Origin of the sequence: Achromobacter sp. ACM05, from assembly GCF_019218915.1 — a bacterium.
GTDB classification, from domain to species: domain Bacteria; phylum Pseudomonadota; class Gammaproteobacteria; order Burkholderiales; family Burkholderiaceae_B; genus Achromobacter; species Achromobacter animicus.
On record NZ_JAHUWQ010000001.1, the window covers coordinates 831,367 to 848,863 of the forward strand.

Annotated in this window: 12 protein-coding genes and 1 tRNA gene; 10 read left to right on the top strand and 3 right to left on the bottom strand. The window is 63.4% G+C overall.

The window, feature by feature from the left end:
• The first annotated feature begins 74 nt into the window (after positions 1-74).
• From KW836_RS03735 to rpoC, 9 genes are all read left to right on the top strand, one after another.
• A tRNA-Trp gene (locus tag KW836_RS03735) sits at positions 75-150 on the top strand.
• 64 nt (positions 151-214) lie between these two features.
• Complete coding sequence (secE, locus tag KW836_RS03740) at positions 215-595, top strand: preprotein translocase subunit SecE (protein ID WP_046806052.1); 381 nt, start codon at positions 215-217, stop codon at positions 593-595.
• A gap of 9 nt (positions 596-604) precedes the next feature.
• A complete protein-coding gene (gene nusG / locus KW836_RS03745; protein ID WP_006389586.1) occupies positions 605-1,138 on the top strand; it encodes a transcription termination/antitermination protein NusG in 534 nt (177 codons plus the stop codon).
• Between the two features lie 63 nt (positions 1,139-1,201).
• Entirely contained in the window at positions 1,202-1,633 is a 432-nt protein-coding gene (gene rplK / locus KW836_RS03750) for a 50S ribosomal protein L11 (RefSeq protein WP_056320728.1), read from the top strand.
• A gap of 2 nt (positions 1,634-1,635) precedes the next feature.
• Positions 1,636-2,337, top strand: a complete 702-nt coding sequence (gene rplA, locus KW836_RS03755; RefSeq protein ID WP_056320726.1) for a 50S ribosomal protein L1 — start codon at positions 1,636-1,638, stop codon at positions 2,335-2,337.
• 274 nt (positions 2,338-2,611) lie between these two features.
• A complete protein-coding gene (gene rplJ / locus KW836_RS03760) occupies positions 2,612-3,136 on the top strand; it encodes a 50S ribosomal protein L10 (RefSeq protein WP_056320723.1) in 525 nt (174 codons plus the stop codon).
• Positions 3,137-3,217: 81 nt separating this feature from the next.
• Positions 3,218-3,598: a 50S ribosomal protein L7/L12 gene (gene rplL, locus KW836_RS03765; protein WP_008157777.1), complete on the top strand. Its 381-nt coding sequence runs from the start codon at positions 3,218-3,220 to the stop codon at positions 3,596-3,598.
• 161 nt (positions 3,599-3,759) lie between these two features.
• The gene (gene rpoB, locus KW836_RS03770; RefSeq protein ID WP_175124797.1) at positions 3,760-7,872 is read left to right on the top strand and encodes a DNA-directed RNA polymerase subunit beta; all 4,113 of its coding nucleotides are present in this window, start codon (positions 3,760-3,762) and stop codon (positions 7,870-7,872) included.
• Positions 7,872-12,116, top strand: a complete 4,245-nt coding sequence (gene rpoC / locus KW836_RS03775; protein WP_175124796.1) for a DNA-directed RNA polymerase subunit beta' — start codon at positions 7,872-7,874, stop codon at positions 12,114-12,116. The genes rpoB and rpoC overlap by 1 nt, the downstream gene beginning before the upstream one ends.
• A 114-nt stretch (positions 12,117-12,230) precedes the next feature.
• Here the strand turns inward: rpoC and KW836_RS03780 are convergent, their stop codons facing one another.
• Complete coding sequence (locus KW836_RS03780) at positions 12,231-12,626, bottom strand: TssQ family T6SS-associated lipoprotein (RefSeq protein WP_218343259.1); 396 nt, start codon at positions 12,624-12,626, stop codon at positions 12,231-12,233.
• Between the two features lie 155 nt (positions 12,627-12,781).
• Here KW836_RS03780 and KW836_RS03785 point away from each other — a divergent pair, with 155 nt between their 5' ends.
• On the top strand, positions 12,782-14,062 hold the full coding sequence (locus KW836_RS03785) for a serine/threonine protein kinase (RefSeq protein ID WP_218343260.1): 1,281 nt from the start codon (positions 12,782-12,784) through the stop codon (positions 14,060-14,062).
• A 10-nt stretch (positions 14,063-14,072) separates the two neighbouring features.
• On the opposite strand, the gene KW836_RS03790 is transcribed toward KW836_RS03785, so the two are convergent.
• Together KW836_RS03790 and KW836_RS03795 are read right to left on the bottom strand one after the other, a co-directional pair.
• Positions 14,073-16,376 (bottom strand): CHASE2 domain-containing protein, encoded by a 2,304-nt coding sequence (locus KW836_RS03790; RefSeq protein ID WP_218342497.1) that lies wholly within the window; start codon positions 16,374-16,376, stop codon positions 14,073-14,075.
• A 10-nt stretch (positions 16,377-16,386) separates the two neighbouring features.
• Positions 16,387-17,493 carry a FecR domain-containing protein gene (locus KW836_RS03795; protein ID WP_218342498.1) on the bottom strand — a complete coding sequence of 369 codons (1,107 nt, stop codon included), beginning with the start codon at positions 17,491-17,493 and terminating at the stop codon, positions 16,387-16,389.
• Between the last annotated feature and the right edge of the window lie 4 nt (positions 17,494-17,497).

Here is a 17,497-nt window from a genome sequence, read left to right on the forward strand (position 1 = left end):
CATCTTTGCTGTAAAAGTAGTACTATGTATGGTTCCGCGAGCCGATGCAGGCGGAACAAGAGTTTGATGTGTTTAGGGGCATAGCTCAATTGGCAGAGCGTCGGTCTCCAAAACCGAAGGTTGTAGGTTCGATTCCTACTGCCCCTGCCACCGCCAGGATAAACCCGCGGGAGATCATCGCGAGTTACGCATTCACGGCGGCTCGCGTCGCAATATGTCTAATACCAGCGTTGAAACCGTAACCAGTACCGCCGACCGGGTCAAGCTCGGGCTGGCGGTTCTCGTCGTTATTGCTGGCATCGTCGGGTTTTCCGTGCTTAGCGCACAGCCGATGCCCGCTCGTATCGGTGTGTTCGTCGGCGGCCTCGTGATCGCAGCTGCGATCGCCTGGTTCAGCGAACCCGGTCGCCGTACCCTGAGCTTTGCCAGCGAGTCCTACAACGAAGTCAAGCGTGTCGCGTGGCCCACTCGCAAGGAAACGACCCAGATGACGGGCATCGTTTTCGCGTTTGTCGCGGTCATGGGCATTTTCATGTGGGTGCTCGACAAGGGCATCGAATGGATTCTCTACGGCCTGCTGCTGGGCTGGAAATAAGGACGGCAAATGAGTAAGCGTTGGTATGTCGTCCATGTGTACTCCGGCATGGAAAAAAGCGTACACAAGGCCCTGAACGAGCGCATCGAGCGCGCGGGCCTGCAAACGTCTTTTGGCCGCATTCTTGTGCCCTCCGAAGAAGTCGTCGAGGTCAAGGGCGGTCAGAAGTCGATTACCGAGCGCCGCATTTTCCCCGGTTACGTCCTGGTTGAAATGGACCTGACCGACGAAACGTGGCATTTGGTCAAGAACACCAACCGAGTCACCGGCTTTTTGGGCGGCTCGGGCAATCGTCCGACCCCGATTTCCGAAAAGGAAGTCGAAAAGATCCTCTCCCAGATGGAAGAGGGCGTCGAGAAACCCCGCCCCAAGATCCTGTTCGAAGTGGGCGAGATGGTTCGGGTCAAGGAAGGTCCGTTTGCGGACTTCAACGGCAACGTCGAAGAAGTCAACTACGAAAAGAGCAAGGTTCGTGTGTCCGTCACCATTTTTGGTCGCGCCACGCCCGTCGAGCTCGATTTCAGCCAGGTCGAAAAGACCTGAATTTAACCCCCGGGGAGCCCTGTCCGCACAGGCCAGGGCGATATAACCCGCAAGGAGCAAAGCATGGCGAAGAAGATCGTCGGCTTTATCAAGCTGCAAGTGCCGGCTGGTAAGGCTAACCCCTCCCCCCCGATTGGACCGGCTCTGGGTCAGCGTGGCCTGAACATCATGGAATTCTGCAAGGCGTTCAACGCCAAGACCCAAGGCATGGAGCCTGGTCTGCCGATTCCGGTGGTGATCACCGCCTTCGCGGACAAGAGCTTCACCTTCATCATGAAGACCCCGCCCGCGACGGTCCTCATCAAGAAGGCTGCTGGCGTGCAAAAGGGTTCGCCCAAGCCGCATACCGACAAGGTCGGCACGCTGACGCGCGCACAAGCTGAAGAAATCGCCAAGGCCAAGGGTCCCGACCTGACCGCCGCCGATCTGGAAGCCGCGGTGCGCACGATCGCTGGCAGCGCCCGCAGCATGGGCATCACGGTTGAGGGGATCTAATCATGGCAAAGTTGTCCAAGCGCGCCGCCGCTATTGCACAAAAGATCGACCGCACCAAGCTGTACCCGGTCGCTGAAGCCCTGACCCTGGTCAAGGAAACCGCCGTCGCCAAGTTCAATGAATCCATTGACGTGGCCGTGCAACTCGGCATCGACCCGAAGAAGTCGGACCAATTGGTCCGCGGTTCGGTCGTGCTGCCCGCCGGCACCGGCAAGTCGGTTCGCGTCGCCGTGTTCGCCCAAGGCGACAAGGCTGAAGCCGCCAAGGCTGCTGGCGCTGACATCGTTGGTCTGGACGACCTGGCTGACAGCATCAAGGCCGGTCAAATGGACTTTGACGTCGTCATCGCTTCGCCCGACACGATGCGTGTCGTCGGCGCCCTGGGTCAGATCCTGGGCCCGCGCGGCCTGATGCCGAACCCGAAGGTCGGCACCGTGACCCCCGACGTCGCAACCGCTGTCAAGAACGCCAAGGCCGGTCAGGTTCAGTACCGTACCGACAAGGCTGGCATCATCCACGCAACGATCGGCCGTGCGTCGTTCGGCGTGGAACAGCTGCAAACCAACTTGGCCGCTCTGGTCGACGCCCTGCAAAAGGCGCGTCCCGCAGCTGCCAAGGGCATTTACCTGCGCAAGCTCGCCGTTTCGTCCACGATGGGCGGCGGTGCGCGTGTGGAAATTGCCTCGCTGTCGGCTTCCAACTAAGCCAACAGCAGTAAACGTACTTTGGGCTGCATCCGGACCCCTCCGGATGTTGCTGTCAAAGACCGCTGGAGCAGGGCAGTGGAAGGGATTCTTCCTTCCGCAAGGAAAGCAGCATCGCCGCTGCCCCGCTTAATCCCGGAGCTCGCATAGTCCGGATCCAGCGTAGACGGCGTCCCCAGGAAGATTTCTTTACCCGAAGAACTCGTCCAGGCGCCGCATTCGGTTGACGCGCAAGGCTCCGGCCCCAGGCGTCTTTTGATGGAGTGTTCAAACCGTGAGTCTCAATCGTCAAGAGAAAGCGGTGGTAATCGAGGAAGTCTCGGCGGAAGTCGCCAAGGCCCAATCGATTGTTATCGCTGAGTACCGTGGTCTGGACGTCGCCTCTGTCACCGTACTGCGCAAAACTGCGCGTGAATCGGGCGTGTATCTGCGTGTTCTGAAGAACTCGCTGGCCCGTCGTGCTGTTGCCGGCACGGCTTTCGAGCCGTTGGCTGAGCAACTGACCGGTCCGCTGATCTATGGCATCAGCACCGATCCGGTCGCGGCGGCCAAGGTCATCGCTGGCTTCGCGAAAAGCAACGACAAGCTGGTCATCAAGGCGGGCGCTCTGCCCAACAACTTGCTGAACCAAGAAGGTGTGAAGGCTCTGGCCACCATGCCCTCGCGCGAAGAGTTGCTGTCGAAGCTGCTTGGCACCATGCAAGCCCCCATCGCGCAATTCGTGCGTACGCTCAATGAAGTTCCGACCAAGTTCGCCCGTGGCCTCGCTGCCGTGCGCGACCAGAAGGCAGCGGCCTAATCGCCCTGCTGTCCGGAATTCGCTGAACGACGAAGCGACACCCAAACCCTGGCATTACCAAAATATTTGGAGTTCTGAAAAATGGCACTTAACAAAGCTGAAATCCTTGACGCCATCGCTGGCATGACCGTGCTCGAGCTGTCCGAGCTGATCAAGGAAATGGAAGAGAAGTTCGGCGTGTCGGCTGCTGCCGCTGCCGTCGCTGTTGCTGCTCCCGCCGCTGGTGGCGCTGCCGCCGCTGCTGAAGAGCAAACCGAGTTCACCGTCGTCCTGCAAGAAGCCGGCGCGAACAAGGTCAGCGTCATCAAGGCCGTGCGCGAGCTGACCGGTCTGGGTCTGAAGGAAGCCAAGGACCTGGTCGACGGCGCTCCGAAGCCCGTCAAGGAAGCTGTGGCCAAGGCTGACGCCGAAGCCGCCAAGAAGAAGCTGGAAGAAGCTGGCGCCAAGGTCGAAGTCAAGTAAGACCTGCGTCAACTGCCCGGGGACAGCACAGTTTGCAGTCCCCGGGCTTTTGCGTTTCCAGGAAACCCCTACTGAGGGTATGCCCATTCAGTGGGGTTTCCTGGAGTCGTATCACCTGGGGCCGTGGTTGACGGCCCATGCAACCTCGAGTCGGAGTGCTCATGCCTTACTCGTACACCGAAAAAAAGCGCATCCGCAAAAGCTTCGCCAAGCGTGAAGACGTTCAAAACGTTCCCTTCCTTTTGGCGACTCAGCTTCAATCCTACCTAACTTTCCTGCAGGCGGATACCGCCCCGTCCGAACGCGTAGCCGACGGTTTGCAGGCGGCGTTCTCGTCGATTTTCCCGATCGTTAGTCACAACGGTATGGCGCGCTTGGAGTTCGTGAGCTACGTGCTCGGCGAACCGGTGTTCGATGTCAAGGAATGTCAGCAACGTGGCCTGACCTATGCCTCGCCCCTGCGAGCCAAGGTCCGCCTGGTGCTGCTTGACCGCGAAGTCAGCAAGCCCACCGTGAAGGAAGTGAAGGAACAGGAAGTCTACATGGGCGAAATTCCGCTCATGACGGGCACGGGTTCCTTCGTCATCAACGGCACGGAGCGTGTCATCGTTTCGCAGCTGCACCGTTCGCCGGGCGTGTTCTTCGAACACGACCGCGGCAAGACGCACAGCTCGGGCAAGCTCCTGTTCTCGGCCCGCGTGATTCCTTACCGCGGCTCGTGGCTGGACTTCGAATTCGACCCGAAGGACGTCCTGTTCTTCCGCGTCGACCGCCGTCGCAAGATGCCTGTCACGATCCTGTGCAAGGCCATCGGCATGACGCCGGAATCCATCCTGGCCAACTTCTTCGACTTCGACAACTTCGAACTGAAGAGCGAAGGCGCGATGATGGAATTCGTGCCTGAGCGCTGGAAGGGCGAAATGGCCCGTTTCGACATCGCCGACCGTTCGGGCAAGGTGATCGTCGAAAAAGACAAGCGCATCAACGCCAAGCACCTGCGCGACCTGGCTGCCGGCGGCATCCAGCGCATCTCCGTGCCGGAAGATTTCCTGTACGGCCGCGTGCTGGCCAAGAACATCGTCGATGAAGACACCGGCGAAGTCATCGCCAACGCCAACGACGAGATCACGGAAAGCGTGCTGGGCGCCCTGCGCGCCGCCAACGTGCACGATTTCCAGGCGCTGTACACCAACGACCTGGACCGCGGTCCCTACATCTCGCAAACGCTGCGTACCGATGAAACCGCCGACCAGATGGCCGCGCGCGTTGCCATCTACCGCATGATGCGTCCTGGCGAGCCGCCCACCGAAGAAGCGGTGGAAGCGCTGTTCCAGCGTCTGTTCTACAGCGAAGAGACGTACGACCTGTCGCGCGTCGGCCGCATGAAGGTCAACAGCCGTCTGGGCCGTGGTGAGGACATCACCGGTCCGATGACGCTGACCAACGAAGACATCCTTGAAACCATCAAGGTGCTGGTTGAGCTGCGTAACGGCCGTGGCCAGATCGATGACATCGATCACTTGGGCAACCGCCGCGTGCGTTGCGTGGGCGAACTGGCCGAAAACCAGTTCCGCGCCGGTCTCGTGCGCGTCGAGCGCGCCGTCAAGGAACGTCTGGGCCAGGCCGAGACGGAAAACCTGATGCCGCACGACCTGATCAACTCCAAGCCGATCTCGGCTGCCATCAAGGAGTTCTTCGGTTCGAGCCAGCTCTCGCAGTTCATGGACCAGACCAACCCGCTGTCGGAAATCACGCACAAGCGTCGTGTTTCCGCACTGGGCCCGGGCGGTCTGACCCGCGAGCGCGCCGGCTTTGAAGTCCGCGACGTGCACCCGACCCACTACGGCCGCGTCTGCCCGATCGAAACGCCGGAAGGCCCGAACATCGGTCTGATCAACTCCATGGCGCTGTACGCTCGCTTGAACGAGTACGGCTTCCTGGAAACGCCTTACCGCAAGATTGTCGACGGCCGCGTCAGCGACCAGATCGACTACCTGTCCGCCATCGAAGAAAGCCACTACGTCATCGCGCAGGCCAACGCCGCGCTCGACGAAGAAGGCCGTTTCGTTGACGACCTGGTCGCCTGCCGTGAAGCTGGCGAAACGATGCTGACCGCCCCGGCCAACGTGCACTACATGGACGTTGCTCCGTCGCAGATCGTGTCGGTCGCTGCCTCGCTGATTCCGTTCCTCGAGCACGATGACGCGAACCGCGCACTGATGGGCGCCAACATGCAACGTCAGGCCGTGCCTTGCCTGCGCCCGGAAAAGCCGGTCGTGGGTACGGGTATCGAGCGCACCGTGGCCGTTGACTCGGGCACCACCGTGCAGGCGCTGCGTGGCGGTCTGGTCGACCACGTCGACGCCGAGCGCGTCGTGATTCGCGTGAACGACGAAGAAAACGTCGCCGGCGAAGTGGGCGTCGACATCTACAACCTGATCAAGTACACGCGTTCCAACCAGAACACGAACATCAACCAGCGTCCGATCGTCAAGCGTGGCGACCGCGTTGCCAAGGGCGACGTGCTGGCTGACGGCGCATCGACCGACCTGGGCGAACTCGCCCTGGGTCAGAACATGCTGATCGCGTTCATGCCCTGGAACGGCTACAACTTCGAAGACTCGATCCTGATCTCCGAAAAGGTCGTGGCGGATGACCGCTACACCTCGGTGCACATCGAGGAACTGACGGTTGTCGCCCGCGACACGAAGCTCGGACCGGAAGAAATCACCCGCGACATCAGCAACCTGGCTGAAACGCAGTTGAACCGTCTGGACGATTCCGGCATCACGTACATCGGCGCCGAAGTCAGCGCCGACGACGTGCTGGTCGGCAAGGTCACGCCCAAGGGCGAAACCCAGCTGACGCCGGAAGAAAAGCTGCTGCGCGCCATCTTCGGTGAAAAGGCGTCCGACGTTAAGGACACCTCGCTGCGCGTGCCTTCGGGCATGACCGGCACCGTGATCGACGTGCAGGTGTTCACGCGTGAAGGCATCGTGCGCGACAAGCGCGCCCAGTCCATCATCGACGATGAACTGCGCCGCTATCGCCAGGACCTGAACGACCAGCTGCGCATCGTTGAAAACGACCAGTTCGACCGTATCGAAAAGATGCTGGTCAACAAGACCGTCAACGGCGGCCCGCGCAAGCTGGCCAAGGGCGCGACGATCACCAAGGCCTACCTGGCCGACCTGGATCGCTGGCAGTGGTTCGACATCCGTCTGGCCGATGAGCCGCACGCTGTCGTGCTGGAACAGGCCAAGGAATCGCTCGAGCAGAAGCGTCACCAGTTCGATCTGGCCTTCGAAGAGAAGCGCAAGAAGCTGACGCAAGGCGACGAGCTGCCCCCGGGCGTGCTGAAGATGATCAAGGTCTACCTGGCCGTGAAGCGTCGTCTGCAGCCTGGCGACAAGATGGCAGGTCGTCACGGCAACAAGGGTGTGGTCTCGCGCATCACACCGGTGGAAGACATGCCCCACATGGCTGACGGCACGCCGGCCGACATCGTTCTGAACCCGCTGGGCGTGCCCTCGCGGATGAACGTCGGCCAGGTGCTGGAAGTTCACTTGGGCTGGGCTGCCAAGGGTGTTGGCCATCGCATCGCCGACATGCTGCGTGACGAGCGCACGGCGCAGGTCAAGAACGTCCGCGCTTATCTGGACAAGGTCTACAACACGACCGGCTCCGGCGCGCGCATCGACGAACTGACCGATGACGAAGTCATGGAAATGGCCCAGAACCTCAAGAACGGCGTGCCGTTCGCGACGCCCGTCTTCGACGGCGCGACCGAAGAGGAAATCACCAAGATGCTGGAACTGGCCTATCCGGACGACGTCGCCGAGCGCATGGCGCTGACGCCTTCGCGTACGCAGGCATGGCTGTTCGACGGCCGCACGGGCGAGCAATTCGAGCGCCCCGTGACTGTCGGCTACATGCACTACCTGAAGCTGCACCACTTGGTCGACGACAAGATGCACGCCCGTTCCACCGGCCCGTACTCGCTCGTGACCCAGCAGCCGCTGGGCGGCAAGGCGCAGTTCGGCGGCCAGCGTTTCGGGGAAATGGAAGTGTGGGCGCTGGAAGCATACGGCGCCGCCTACACCCTGCAGGAAATGCTGACGGTGAAGTCGGACGACATCAACGGTCGTACCAAGGTTTACGAGAACATCGTCAAGGGCGACCACGTGATCGACGCCGGCATGCCGGAATCGTTCAACGTTCTGGTCAAGGAAATCCGCTCGTTGGCCCTGGACATGGATTTGGAGCGTAACTAATGAAAGCGCTACTCGACCTCTTTAAGCAAGTCTCTCAAGACGAGCAGTTCGATGCCATCAAGATCGGCATCGCCTCGCCCGAGAAGATCCGTTCGTGGTCCTACGGCGAAGTCCGCAAGCCCGAGACGATCAACTACCGCACGTTCAAGCCCGAGCGTGACGGCCTGTTCTGCTCCAAGATCTTTGGCCCGATCAAAGACTACGAGTGCCTGTGCGGCAAGTACAAGCGCCTGAAGCACCGTGGCGTGATCTGCGAAAAGTGCGGCGTTGAAGTCACCGTCGCCAAGGTTCGCCGTGAACGCATGGGCCACATTGAGCTGGCCAGCCCCGTCGCGCACATCTGGTTCCTGAAGAGCCTGCCGTCGCGTCTGGGCATGGTGCTCGACATGACCCTGCGCGACATCGAACGCGTGCTGTACTTCGAAGCCTGGTGCGTGATCGAACCCGGCATGACGCCGCTCAAGCGCGGCCAGATCATGTCGGACGACGATTTCCTGGCCAAGACCGAGGAATACGGCGACGACTTCCGTGCCCTGATGGGCGCCGAAGCCGTGCGCGAACTGCTGCGCACCATCGACATCGACCGCGAAGTGGAAACGCTGCGCGGCGAACTGAAGGCCACCAGCTCGGAAGCCAAGATCAAGAAGATCTCCAAGCGCCTGAAGGTGCTGGAAGGCTTCCAGAAGTCCGGCATCAAGGCCGAGTGGATGGTCATGGAAGTGCTGCCCGTGCTGCCGCCGGACCTGCGTCCGCTGGTGCCGCTGGACGGCGGCCGCTTCGCGACCTCCGACCTGAACGACCTGTACCGCCGCGTCATCAACCGCAACAACCGTCTGAAGCGTCTGCTCGAGCTCAAGGCGCCTGAAATCATCCTGCGCAACGAAAAGCGCATGCTGCAGGAAGCGGTCGACTCGCTGCTGGACAACGGCCGCCGTGGCAAGGCCATGACGGGCGCCAACAAGCGCCAGCTCAAGTCCCTGGCCGACATGATCAAGGGCAAGAGCGGTCGTTTCCGTCAGAACCTGCTGGGCAAGCGCGTCGACTACTCGGGCCGTTCGGTCATCGTGGTGGGTCCGCAGCTCAAGCTGCATCAGTGCGGTCTGCCCAAGCTGATGGCCCTGGAACTGTTCAAGCCGTTCATCTTCAATCGTCTGGAGATGATGGGCCTGGCCACGACCATCAAGGCTGCCAAGAAACTGGTCGAAAGCCAGGAACCGGTGGTCTGGGACATCCTGGAAGAAGTCATCCGCGAACACCCGGTCATGCTGAACCGTGCGCCGACGCTGCACCGTCTGGGCATCCAGGCGTTCGAGCCGGTGCTGATCGAAGGCAAGGCCATCCAGCTGCACCCGCTGGTTTGCGCGGCGTTCAACGCCGACTTCGACGGTGACCAGATGGCCGTTCACGTGCCGCTGTCGCTGGAAGCCCAGCTGGAAGCGCGCACGCTGATGCTCGCGTCCAACAACGTGCTGTTCCCGGCCAACGGCGAACCGTCGATCGTGCCGTCGCAGGACATCGTGCTGGGTCTGTACTACACGACCCGCGAGCGCATCAACGGCCGTGGCGAAGGCATCTTCTTCATGGACGTCGCTGAAGTCCAGCGCGCCTACGACAACAACGAAGTCGAGCTGCAAAGCCGCATCACCGTGCGCCTGAAGGAACACGAGCGCGACGAGAACGGCGAATGGCAACCGGTCATCCGCCGTCACGAGACGACGGTCGGACGCGCGCTGCTGTCCGAGATCCTGCCCAAGGGCCTGCCCTTCACCGTTCTGAACAAGGCGCTGAAGAAGAAGGAAATCTCGCGTCTGATCAACCAGTCGTTCCGCCGCTGCGGCCTGCGCGACACGGTGATCTTCGCCGACAAGCTGATGCAGTCGGGCTTCCGCCTGGCCACGCGCGGCGGTATCTCGATCGCCATGGGCGACATGCTGATCCCGACCGCCAAGGAAGGCATCCTGGCCGAAGCCAGCCGCGAAGTGAAGGAAATCGACAAGCAGTACTCGTCGGGTCTGGTCACGTCCCAAGAGCGCTACAACAACGTTGTGGACATCTGGGGCAAGGCTGGCGACAAGGTCGGCAAGGCGATGATGGAACAACTGGCCACCGAGCCCGTGACCAACCGTCACGGCGAGGAAGTGCGCCAGGAGTCCTTCAACTCCATCTACATGATGGCTGACTCGGGCGCCCGCGGTTCGGCTGCCCAGATCCGCCAGCTGGCCGGTATGCGCGGCCTGATGGCCAAGCCGGACGGCTCGATTATCGAAACGCCCATTACCGCAAACTTCCGTGAAGGCCTGAACGTACTCCAGTACTTCATCTCCACTCACGGTGCGCGTAAGGGTCTGGCCGATACGGCACTGAAGACCGCGAACTCGGGTTACCTGACCCGTCGTCTGGTCGACGTGACGCAGGATCTGGTCATTACCGAAGACGACTGCGGCACGTCGCAGGGCTACAACATGAAGGCCCTGGTCGAAGGCGGTGAAGTCATCGAACCGCTGCGCGACCGTATCCTCGGCCGCGTCGCTGCCGTGGACATCGTCAACCCGGACACGCAGGAAACGGCCATCGTCGCCGGCACCCTGCTGGACGAAGATCTGGTCGACACCATCGACCGCATCGGCGTGGACGAAGTCAAGGTCCGCACGCCGCTGACCTGCGAAACGCGTCATGGTCTGTGCGCGCACTGCTACGGCCGCGACCTGGGTCGTGGTTCGCCGGTCAACCAGGGCGAGGCAGTTGGCGTTATCGCTGCCCAGTCCATCGGTGAACCGGGCACGCAGCTCACGATGCGTACGTTCCACATCGGTGGCGCGGCGTCGCGTTCGGCCCTGGCCAGCGCGGTGGAAACCAAGTCGACCGGTACCGTCGGTTTTGCCAGCACGATGCGCTACGTCACGAACGCCAAGGGCGAACGTGTCGCGATCTCGCGCTCCGGCGAACTGGCGATCTTCGACGACAACGGCCGCGAACGCGAACGTCACAAGATCCCGTACGGCGCGACCGTGCTGGTGGGCGATGGCGAAGCCGTGAAGGCTGGCGCGCGCCTGGCAACGTGGGATCCGCTGACCCGTCCGATCGTGTCGGAATACGGTGGCGCCGTCCGCTTCGAGAACATCGAAGAAGGCGTGACCGTTGCCAAGCAGGTGGACGAAGTCACCGGCCTGTCGACGCTCGTCGTCATCACGCCGAAGACCCGTGGCGGCAAGATCGTCATGCGTCCGCAGATCAAGCTGGTCAACGAGAATGGCGAAGACGTCAAGATCGCCGGCACCGATCACTCGGTGAACATCTCGTTCCCGGTGGGTGCGCTGATCACGGTGCGTGACGGCCAGCAGGTTGCCGTCGGTGAAGTTCTGGCGCGTATTCCGCAAGAATCGCAAAAGACCCGCGACATTACCGGCGGTCTGCCGCGTGTGGCCGAACTGTTCGAAGCCCGTTCGCCGAAGGATGCCGGCATGCTCGCCGACGTCACCGGTACGGTTTCGTTCGGCAAGGACACCAAGGGCAAGCAGCGTCTGGTCATCACCGACCTGGAAGGCGTGAGCCACGAGTTCCTGATTCCGAAGGAAAAGCAGGTGCTGGTGCACGACGGCCAGGTGGTGAACAAGGGCGAAATGATCGTGGACGGCCCGGCCGATCCCCACGACATCCTGCGCCTGCAAGGCATCGAGAAGCTGGCGACGTACATCGTCGACGAAGTGCAGGACGTTTACCGTCTGCAGGGCGTGAAGATCAACGACAAGCACATCGAAGTGATTGTTCGTCAGATGCTGCGCCGTGTGAACATCGTTGACGCGGGCGACACCGAGTTCATCCCGGGCGAGCAGGTCGAGCGCTCCGAGCTGTTGAACGAAAACGACCGCGTCACGGCTGCCGACCTGCGTCCGGCTACGTACGACAACGTGCTGCTGGGTATCACGAAGGCCTCGCTGTCGACCGACTCGTTCATCTCGGCTGCTTCGTTCCAGGAGACCACCCGTGTCCTGACCGAAGCCGCCATCATGGGCAAGCGCGACGACCTGCGTGGCTTGAAGGAAAACGTCATCGTCGGCCGCCTCATCCCGGCGGGTACCGGCCTGGCTTACCACCATGCACGCCGCGACAAGGAACAGCTGGAGGCGGCGGAACGCGAAGCCGCTCGCCAGCAGGCCAACCCGTTCGAAGACGCACCGGTCACGGTGGGTTCGGACGCCGAGACGCCTGCTTCCGACGTGGGTACCGACGACGCCGCCGAATAAGCGGATCGTCTGGACAGGTTCCACCGCGAGGCTGCGGTGGAAGCCTGAAAATAAAAAGGCCGCTGATGCGAATCAGCGGCCTTTTTGCTTGCGAAAAGAACGGGTGCGGCAGGACTACTTGGCGGCCTGCGCGCGGGCGCGCTGGAAGACAGGTCCCCAGACCGGATGACCGGCTTCGGCGGGGGCGAGTTCAAATGCCGGATCCAGCACCAGGATACGCGCGAAGCTGTCCTCGCAAAGCTGGGTATAACGCGTCACGCAATAGCTGAACGCCCGAAGCTTGTAGGCCTCTATGCGTACTGCTTTGGACGAGGTGGCTAGCGTATCGGACCGGGCAACGCCGCGGATGACTTCGCCATATTGACCGGCGCTGTATTGGTCGCGCACCTGCTGCAGCTCGGCCAGGGCTTCGGCCGTCGGAGGGCTCTCGGGTTTCGGTTTGGAGATGCCCGCGCAACCGGCCAGGAGGGCCGATACGCCAAGCAGACTGCTCAGGATGCGAATTTTCATGGCTTCCAAAGATGTAGGGTGATGACGCAGTACGCTATCGTGCCACAGCCTGATGCGCTCGGACATTTTCGGCAATGTCCTGACCTTGCGGATTGGATAATATTCCGCCTAAATAGCCCCTGAACCCGTTTTGGCGCGCACGCGCAGCTTCGATGATGTCTACTCCCGCCGGCTTGTTGACGCCGCGTGGCCCCTTTTCCGGCGCCGCGCCGTTGGCCCTGCGCCCGTTGAGCGCCATTGCCGCCAGCGCGGCAGGCGGGGTGCCGGAGTCGCGCATCAAGCGGCTTCTCTCGGACCTCCTGCCGTCTCTCGTCGCACTGCATGCGCAGGGCGAAATCTGTGGCGACATTTCGCTCGAAACCGTCGGCATGGACGAGAACGCGCGCGCGCATCTGCTGCCCGAACTGGCGGTGGCGCGGTCGCGCCGTTCCAGCCGGACGCCGGCCGCCGGCTTCGCGCCGTTCGAGCTGTACACCGACTCCATGGAATGGCCGCGCGGCCCCTGGTCGGACATCTACTCCCTGTGCGCGGTGGCGTACGCCCTGGTGATCGGCAGCCGGCCGCCGCCGGCGCCGGAACGCCGCGCCCACGACGAATACGAAGCGCTCGCAGACATGGGGCTGCCCAAGTACAGCCAGGAATTCCTGCGTGTCATCGATGCCGGCATGTCGATGGACACCAAGGCGCGGCCGCAGTCGTTGGCAGAGCTGGCCAGCCTGCTGGGCGTTGCGGCCTACGACGAACCCGAAGCGCCCGAAGACGAATTGGACGAAGTGGCCAAGGTCGCGCCCATGGCGGGTTTGCCGGAACGGCGCGAGCCCGCCCGCCGGCGGGGACCGTTGCTGTTCTGGCTGTTGATCCTGGCGCTCATCGGCGCAGGCGTCTACGCGTGGTTTCAGTGGGGCAAGGGTACGCCCAACGCCCTCATCACGCGCTCGGAAGTCGTGCAGCCGAATCCGCCCGTCGTGCATCCGTTGCCGCAGACTCCGCCGCCCGCGCCACCGCCGGCGCCAGCGGCCACCCAGGCGCCTGCGGATCTGCCGTCGTTGACGGCCAGCGGCGCCGCATCCGGCCAGCCAGCCGCCGCCGGGTCTGCCGCGACGGCCGCCGCGTCATCCGCGGGGGCGCAGTCAAATCCGGCGAGTACCGCCGAGGCGCCGCCAGCGCCCGAAGTGCAGGAACCGGCGCCGCCCGCCGCCACTGAAGAGGCGCCCAAGCCCAAGCCCGTACCGGTCACCGTGCGGCTGGACATCCGTCCATGGGGTGAAGTCTGGATCAACGGCGTGGCGCGCGGCATCAGCCCGCCCGTGAAGGACCTCAAGCTGATTCCGGGCAAGTACCAGGTGGTCGTGCGCAACGCCGACCTGCCGCCGTTGCGCATGACGCTCGAGGTCAAGCCGGGCAAGCCGGCGGTCATCTCGCACACCTTCCAGTAAATAAGGCGGACTACACCTTCGGCAGGTGCAGGATGAACTCGGAGCCGACGCCCGGTTCACTCTGCACCTCGATGCGCCCGCCATGCCGTTTGGCGACGGTGTGCACGAAAGCCAGTCCCAACCCGGCACCGCCCACATCCCCCCGCGTTTCAACGCCCACTCGCGCAAACGGTTCGAACAACCGGGCTACGTCCTGGGCCGCGATTCCCTGGCCTTGATCCTTGATGCGCACGCGCCAGAAGCTGGGCTGTTCATCAATGCCGCATTCGATCCGCGTGCCGCTGGCGCTGTACTTGATGGCGTTGTCGACCAGATTGCAGAGCGCGCGTATCAGCAGCGTCTGTTCGCCGCGGGTGTAGGCAACCGGGAGCGGCATCCGGGTCTCCAATGCGATGCCGCGTTTGTTGGCAGACGGCCAGAGATCGTCGACGGCGTCCTGCAGCAAACTGCCCAGATCCAGCTCGATGGTGCTGATCGGCATCGATTCGGCACGTGTCAGATGCACGAAGTCATCGACCAGCGTGAGCGTGCGATTGGCCAGCATCGCAATGCGCTCGAGCGTGTCGGGCCGCACTTCCTGCTGCCCGCCTTCCCGCGATAGCTCCACCAACGCAAGGATCGAGCTTTGCGGCGCGCGCATGTCGTGCGAGATGAAGCGCAGCGTTTCTTCGCGTTGACGCTCGGCCTGGCGAATGCTTGAGATGTCGGTCAGCGTGGCGACCGTGCCTGCGAACTGGCCCTCGGCCGTGTGGATAGGGGCGCATTTCAGGATCAGGTCGCGGCCGGCGCGGTCGCGCACTTCGACGTCCGCGCTCCAAGGCGAGGCGGCGTCGGCGGGCGGACGGCCGCTTAATGCCTCTGCCACGCGTGTCCGCGCCGCCTCGTCGGCGAGGGTATGTTCCAGCAGGTGCGCTGCCGGCCGGCCGATCCGAGGCGGACGGATGCCAAGCCGCTGGAAGAACAGGATGGCGGCCTGGTTGCGGAATCGCATGCGGCCTTCCTGGTCGAACACCAACGTCGCATCCGGCATGCCGTCCAGCCCGTCAGCCAGGAACCGCCGCAGGTTGCGCACTCGCGCCAGCGCACGCCGAAGTTCGCCGACCCGGCTCTCCAGCGACGCATTGGGATTGGCAAGCTGCACGCGGGCTTCGTTCAGGATCGGGGGGTATTCGCGCTGCAGGCGTTGCAGTTCCGTATCCATATAGCGCAGCGCGGCTTCCTGATTGCGCCAGCTCCAGAGCGGATAGCACAAGGCCACGCCTGCCAACGCTGCGGTCGGTGCAAACCACAGATAGGCCTGGGCAAGCAGCAGCCACGATGCAAGCGGGATGGCGGCCAGCAGCGCAAGGCTGACCAGCAGCGCCTTCTTGGGCGACAGGCGCCACAAGGCCAGGCTGGCGAGCAACACCGGCAATAGCGCGAAAAGCGCGCTCCACCAGGCAGGCGGCCGCTGGAAGGCGATGTCGTCCCGCGCGGCCTGCAGAACGTTGGCGATGATCTCCACGCCCGATATGCCGCTGACGTCGTGCGACACCGGCGTCGGATATTCGTCGCCCAGGCCCGTCGCCCAGGCGCCCACCAGCACGTACTTGCCGCGCAGCTCCTCGGGCGTCCAATCGCCCCGCAGCACCGAAAGATAGGAGACGGTCCGCACGTGGCCGGGCGGGCCTGCGTACGGGATCAGGATCCGTCCGTCGGCGTTTGCACGCTTGAGCAACCGTTGGGCGCGATCAGCTTCGCCGCCGACCTCGAGCATCGAGATGGCCAGATGATTTCTGCGGTCGCCGGCAAATTGCGCGGTGAGGGCGGCTTCGCGCACGACGCCGTCCGGGTCGATGACTGCATTGATGAAGCCGGTGGAGGCCGATGCCTGCGCCAATTCGGGGATCGGCAGGCCGATGGCCGTCGGGTTTTTCAGACGGTCCAGAACCACGGGCAGCACGGTGTGCGCGTTGCGCCGGATGCTGTCCGCCAGGATGGCATCGTCTGCGGCATTGATCTTGTCTGGCTCGGCAAAGATGAGATCCACCCCCACAGCCCGCGCGCCCGTCAGCCGGTCGAGCAAGGCCGCGTGGATGGCACGCCGCCACGGCCAGCGTCCCAGCGCGTCGATGCTCGCGTCGTCGATCGCCACGACCAGGATGTCCGGATCAGCCGGACGGCCCGTCATCATCACCGCGCGGTCGTAGAAGACCTGATCAAGACGGCCGAGCCCGTTGAAAGTGCCCAGGAAAGCGGCCAGCGCCGCCAACGCCAACGTCAGCCACAATCCGGACCGCCAGGACCGGTCGAGCGAGTCGGCGGGGGCGGCCATGGCGCCTGTCCTAGTACGCGGTCAGCGTCACAAGCCCGCCAGAGCCGCTGCCAACGCCAAGGCCGTACGACGTCATCAACATGTTCGCGCCCTCGAAGGATCGGACCGAATCAGCCCCGTGCAGGCCAAGCGCATCGACGGCGCGCACCGACACGTAGAACGTGCCGGGGCCCGGCGCGGAAAAGCGGATGTCGTTGGCGGGAAAGCTGGCGGACGACACGGGCAGCGCGCCATCGGCATCGCGCGAGACGCGAACCAGATAGCTTTGCGCCCCTTCGACCGGCGCAAACGGCACCGACCACGTGCCGCCGGCGCGTACCGGATCGCCCAATTGCGGCGCGGCGAGCAGCGGACGCAGGGCGGACATGGCGCCGTCGGCGCCCACCGCGGCGCCGTAACCTTGCGCCACCGCGACCGGCTTGGCGGGCGAATCGCCGGGCGCGTGCGCCTGCAAGCGCACGCTGCCTTCCAGGACTTCGCTATGGACGCCTTGCGCGCTGCTCTGCACGCGGAATCGCGTGCCGCGCACGCCCGTCACGGCGACCGGCGTGCGGATCTCGAAACGGCCCACGCCCTGGCCCGCTGGCGCGACGCTGGATTCCACGCTGCCGCGCCGCACATTGATCACCGAATCCGTCAGCGCAGTGCCTTCGAACTGGCGCAGGCGTGTGAGGTCCACCGCGCCGTTGGACGGCAACGTGAGCCGCGATCCGTCGGCAAGCTGCAGGGTGACGAAACCGTTGGGGGCGGTTTCCAGCGTGCTGCCTTCGGACACGGGCGTTCCGGGCTGCACGGACTTGCCATTCAGGCTGGCCTGACCGCTGACGTGCACGACCTGCGCCTGCGCGTCGCGCACCGGAATCATCGCCAGCGGGATGTGCAGTTCCAGCCCGATTGGCAGCAGTTCCGGGATGGTGACCTTGTTGAGCGTCTGCAACCGGTTCCAGTTGCCTTGGTTGCGTGTGTACTGCGTGGCCAGTTCGATCAGCGTCTCGCCCTGGCGCACGCGATGGATGAAGTCGTCGCCCAATGCGCCGGCGGGCTGGCTGTGCGCGGGGGCGGCCAGCATCATGCAGGAAGCCAGGACAAGCAGAGAAAGCGCGCGGAAGCGGCTCATGGCA

Excerpts from the sequence above, each read along its gene's own strand:
- secE (WP_046806052.1), top strand. The coding sequence starts at position 215 with ATGTCTAATACCAGCGTTGAAACCGTAACCAGTACCGCCGACCGGGTC.
- nusG (WP_006389586.1), top strand. The coding sequence starts at position 605 with ATGAGTAAGCGTTGGTATGTCGTCCATGTGTACTCCGGCATGGAAAAA.
- rplK (WP_056320728.1), top strand. The coding sequence starts at position 1,202 with ATGGCGAAGAAGATCGTCGGCTTTATCAAGCTGCAAGTGCCGGCTGGT.
- rplA (WP_056320726.1), top strand. The coding sequence starts at position 1,636 with ATGGCAAAGTTGTCCAAGCGCGCCGCCGCTATTGCACAAAAGATCGAC.
- rplL (WP_008157777.1), top strand. The coding sequence starts at position 3,218 with ATGGCACTTAACAAAGCTGAAATCCTTGACGCCATCGCTGGCATGACC.
- rpoB (WP_175124797.1), top strand. The coding sequence starts at position 3,760 with ATGCCTTACTCGTACACCGAAAAAAAGCGCATCCGCAAAAGCTTCGCC.
- rpoC (WP_175124796.1), top strand. The coding sequence starts at position 7,872 with ATGAAAGCGCTACTCGACCTCTTTAAGCAAGTCTCTCAAGACGAGCAG.
- KW836_RS03780 (WP_218343259.1), bottom strand. The coding sequence starts at position 12,626 with ATGAAAATTCGCATCCTGAGCAGTCTGCTTGGCGTATCGGCCCTCCTG.
- KW836_RS03785 (WP_218343260.1), top strand. The coding sequence starts at position 12,782 with ATGTCTACTCCCGCCGGCTTGTTGACGCCGCGTGGCCCCTTTTCCGGC.
- KW836_RS03790 (WP_218342497.1), bottom strand. The coding sequence starts at position 16,376 with ATGGCCGCCCCCGCCGACTCGCTCGACCGGTCCTGGCGGTCCGGATTG.
- KW836_RS03795 (WP_218342498.1), bottom strand. The coding sequence starts at position 17,493 with ATGAGCCGCTTCCGCGCGCTTTCTCTGCTTGTCCTGGCTTCCTGCATG.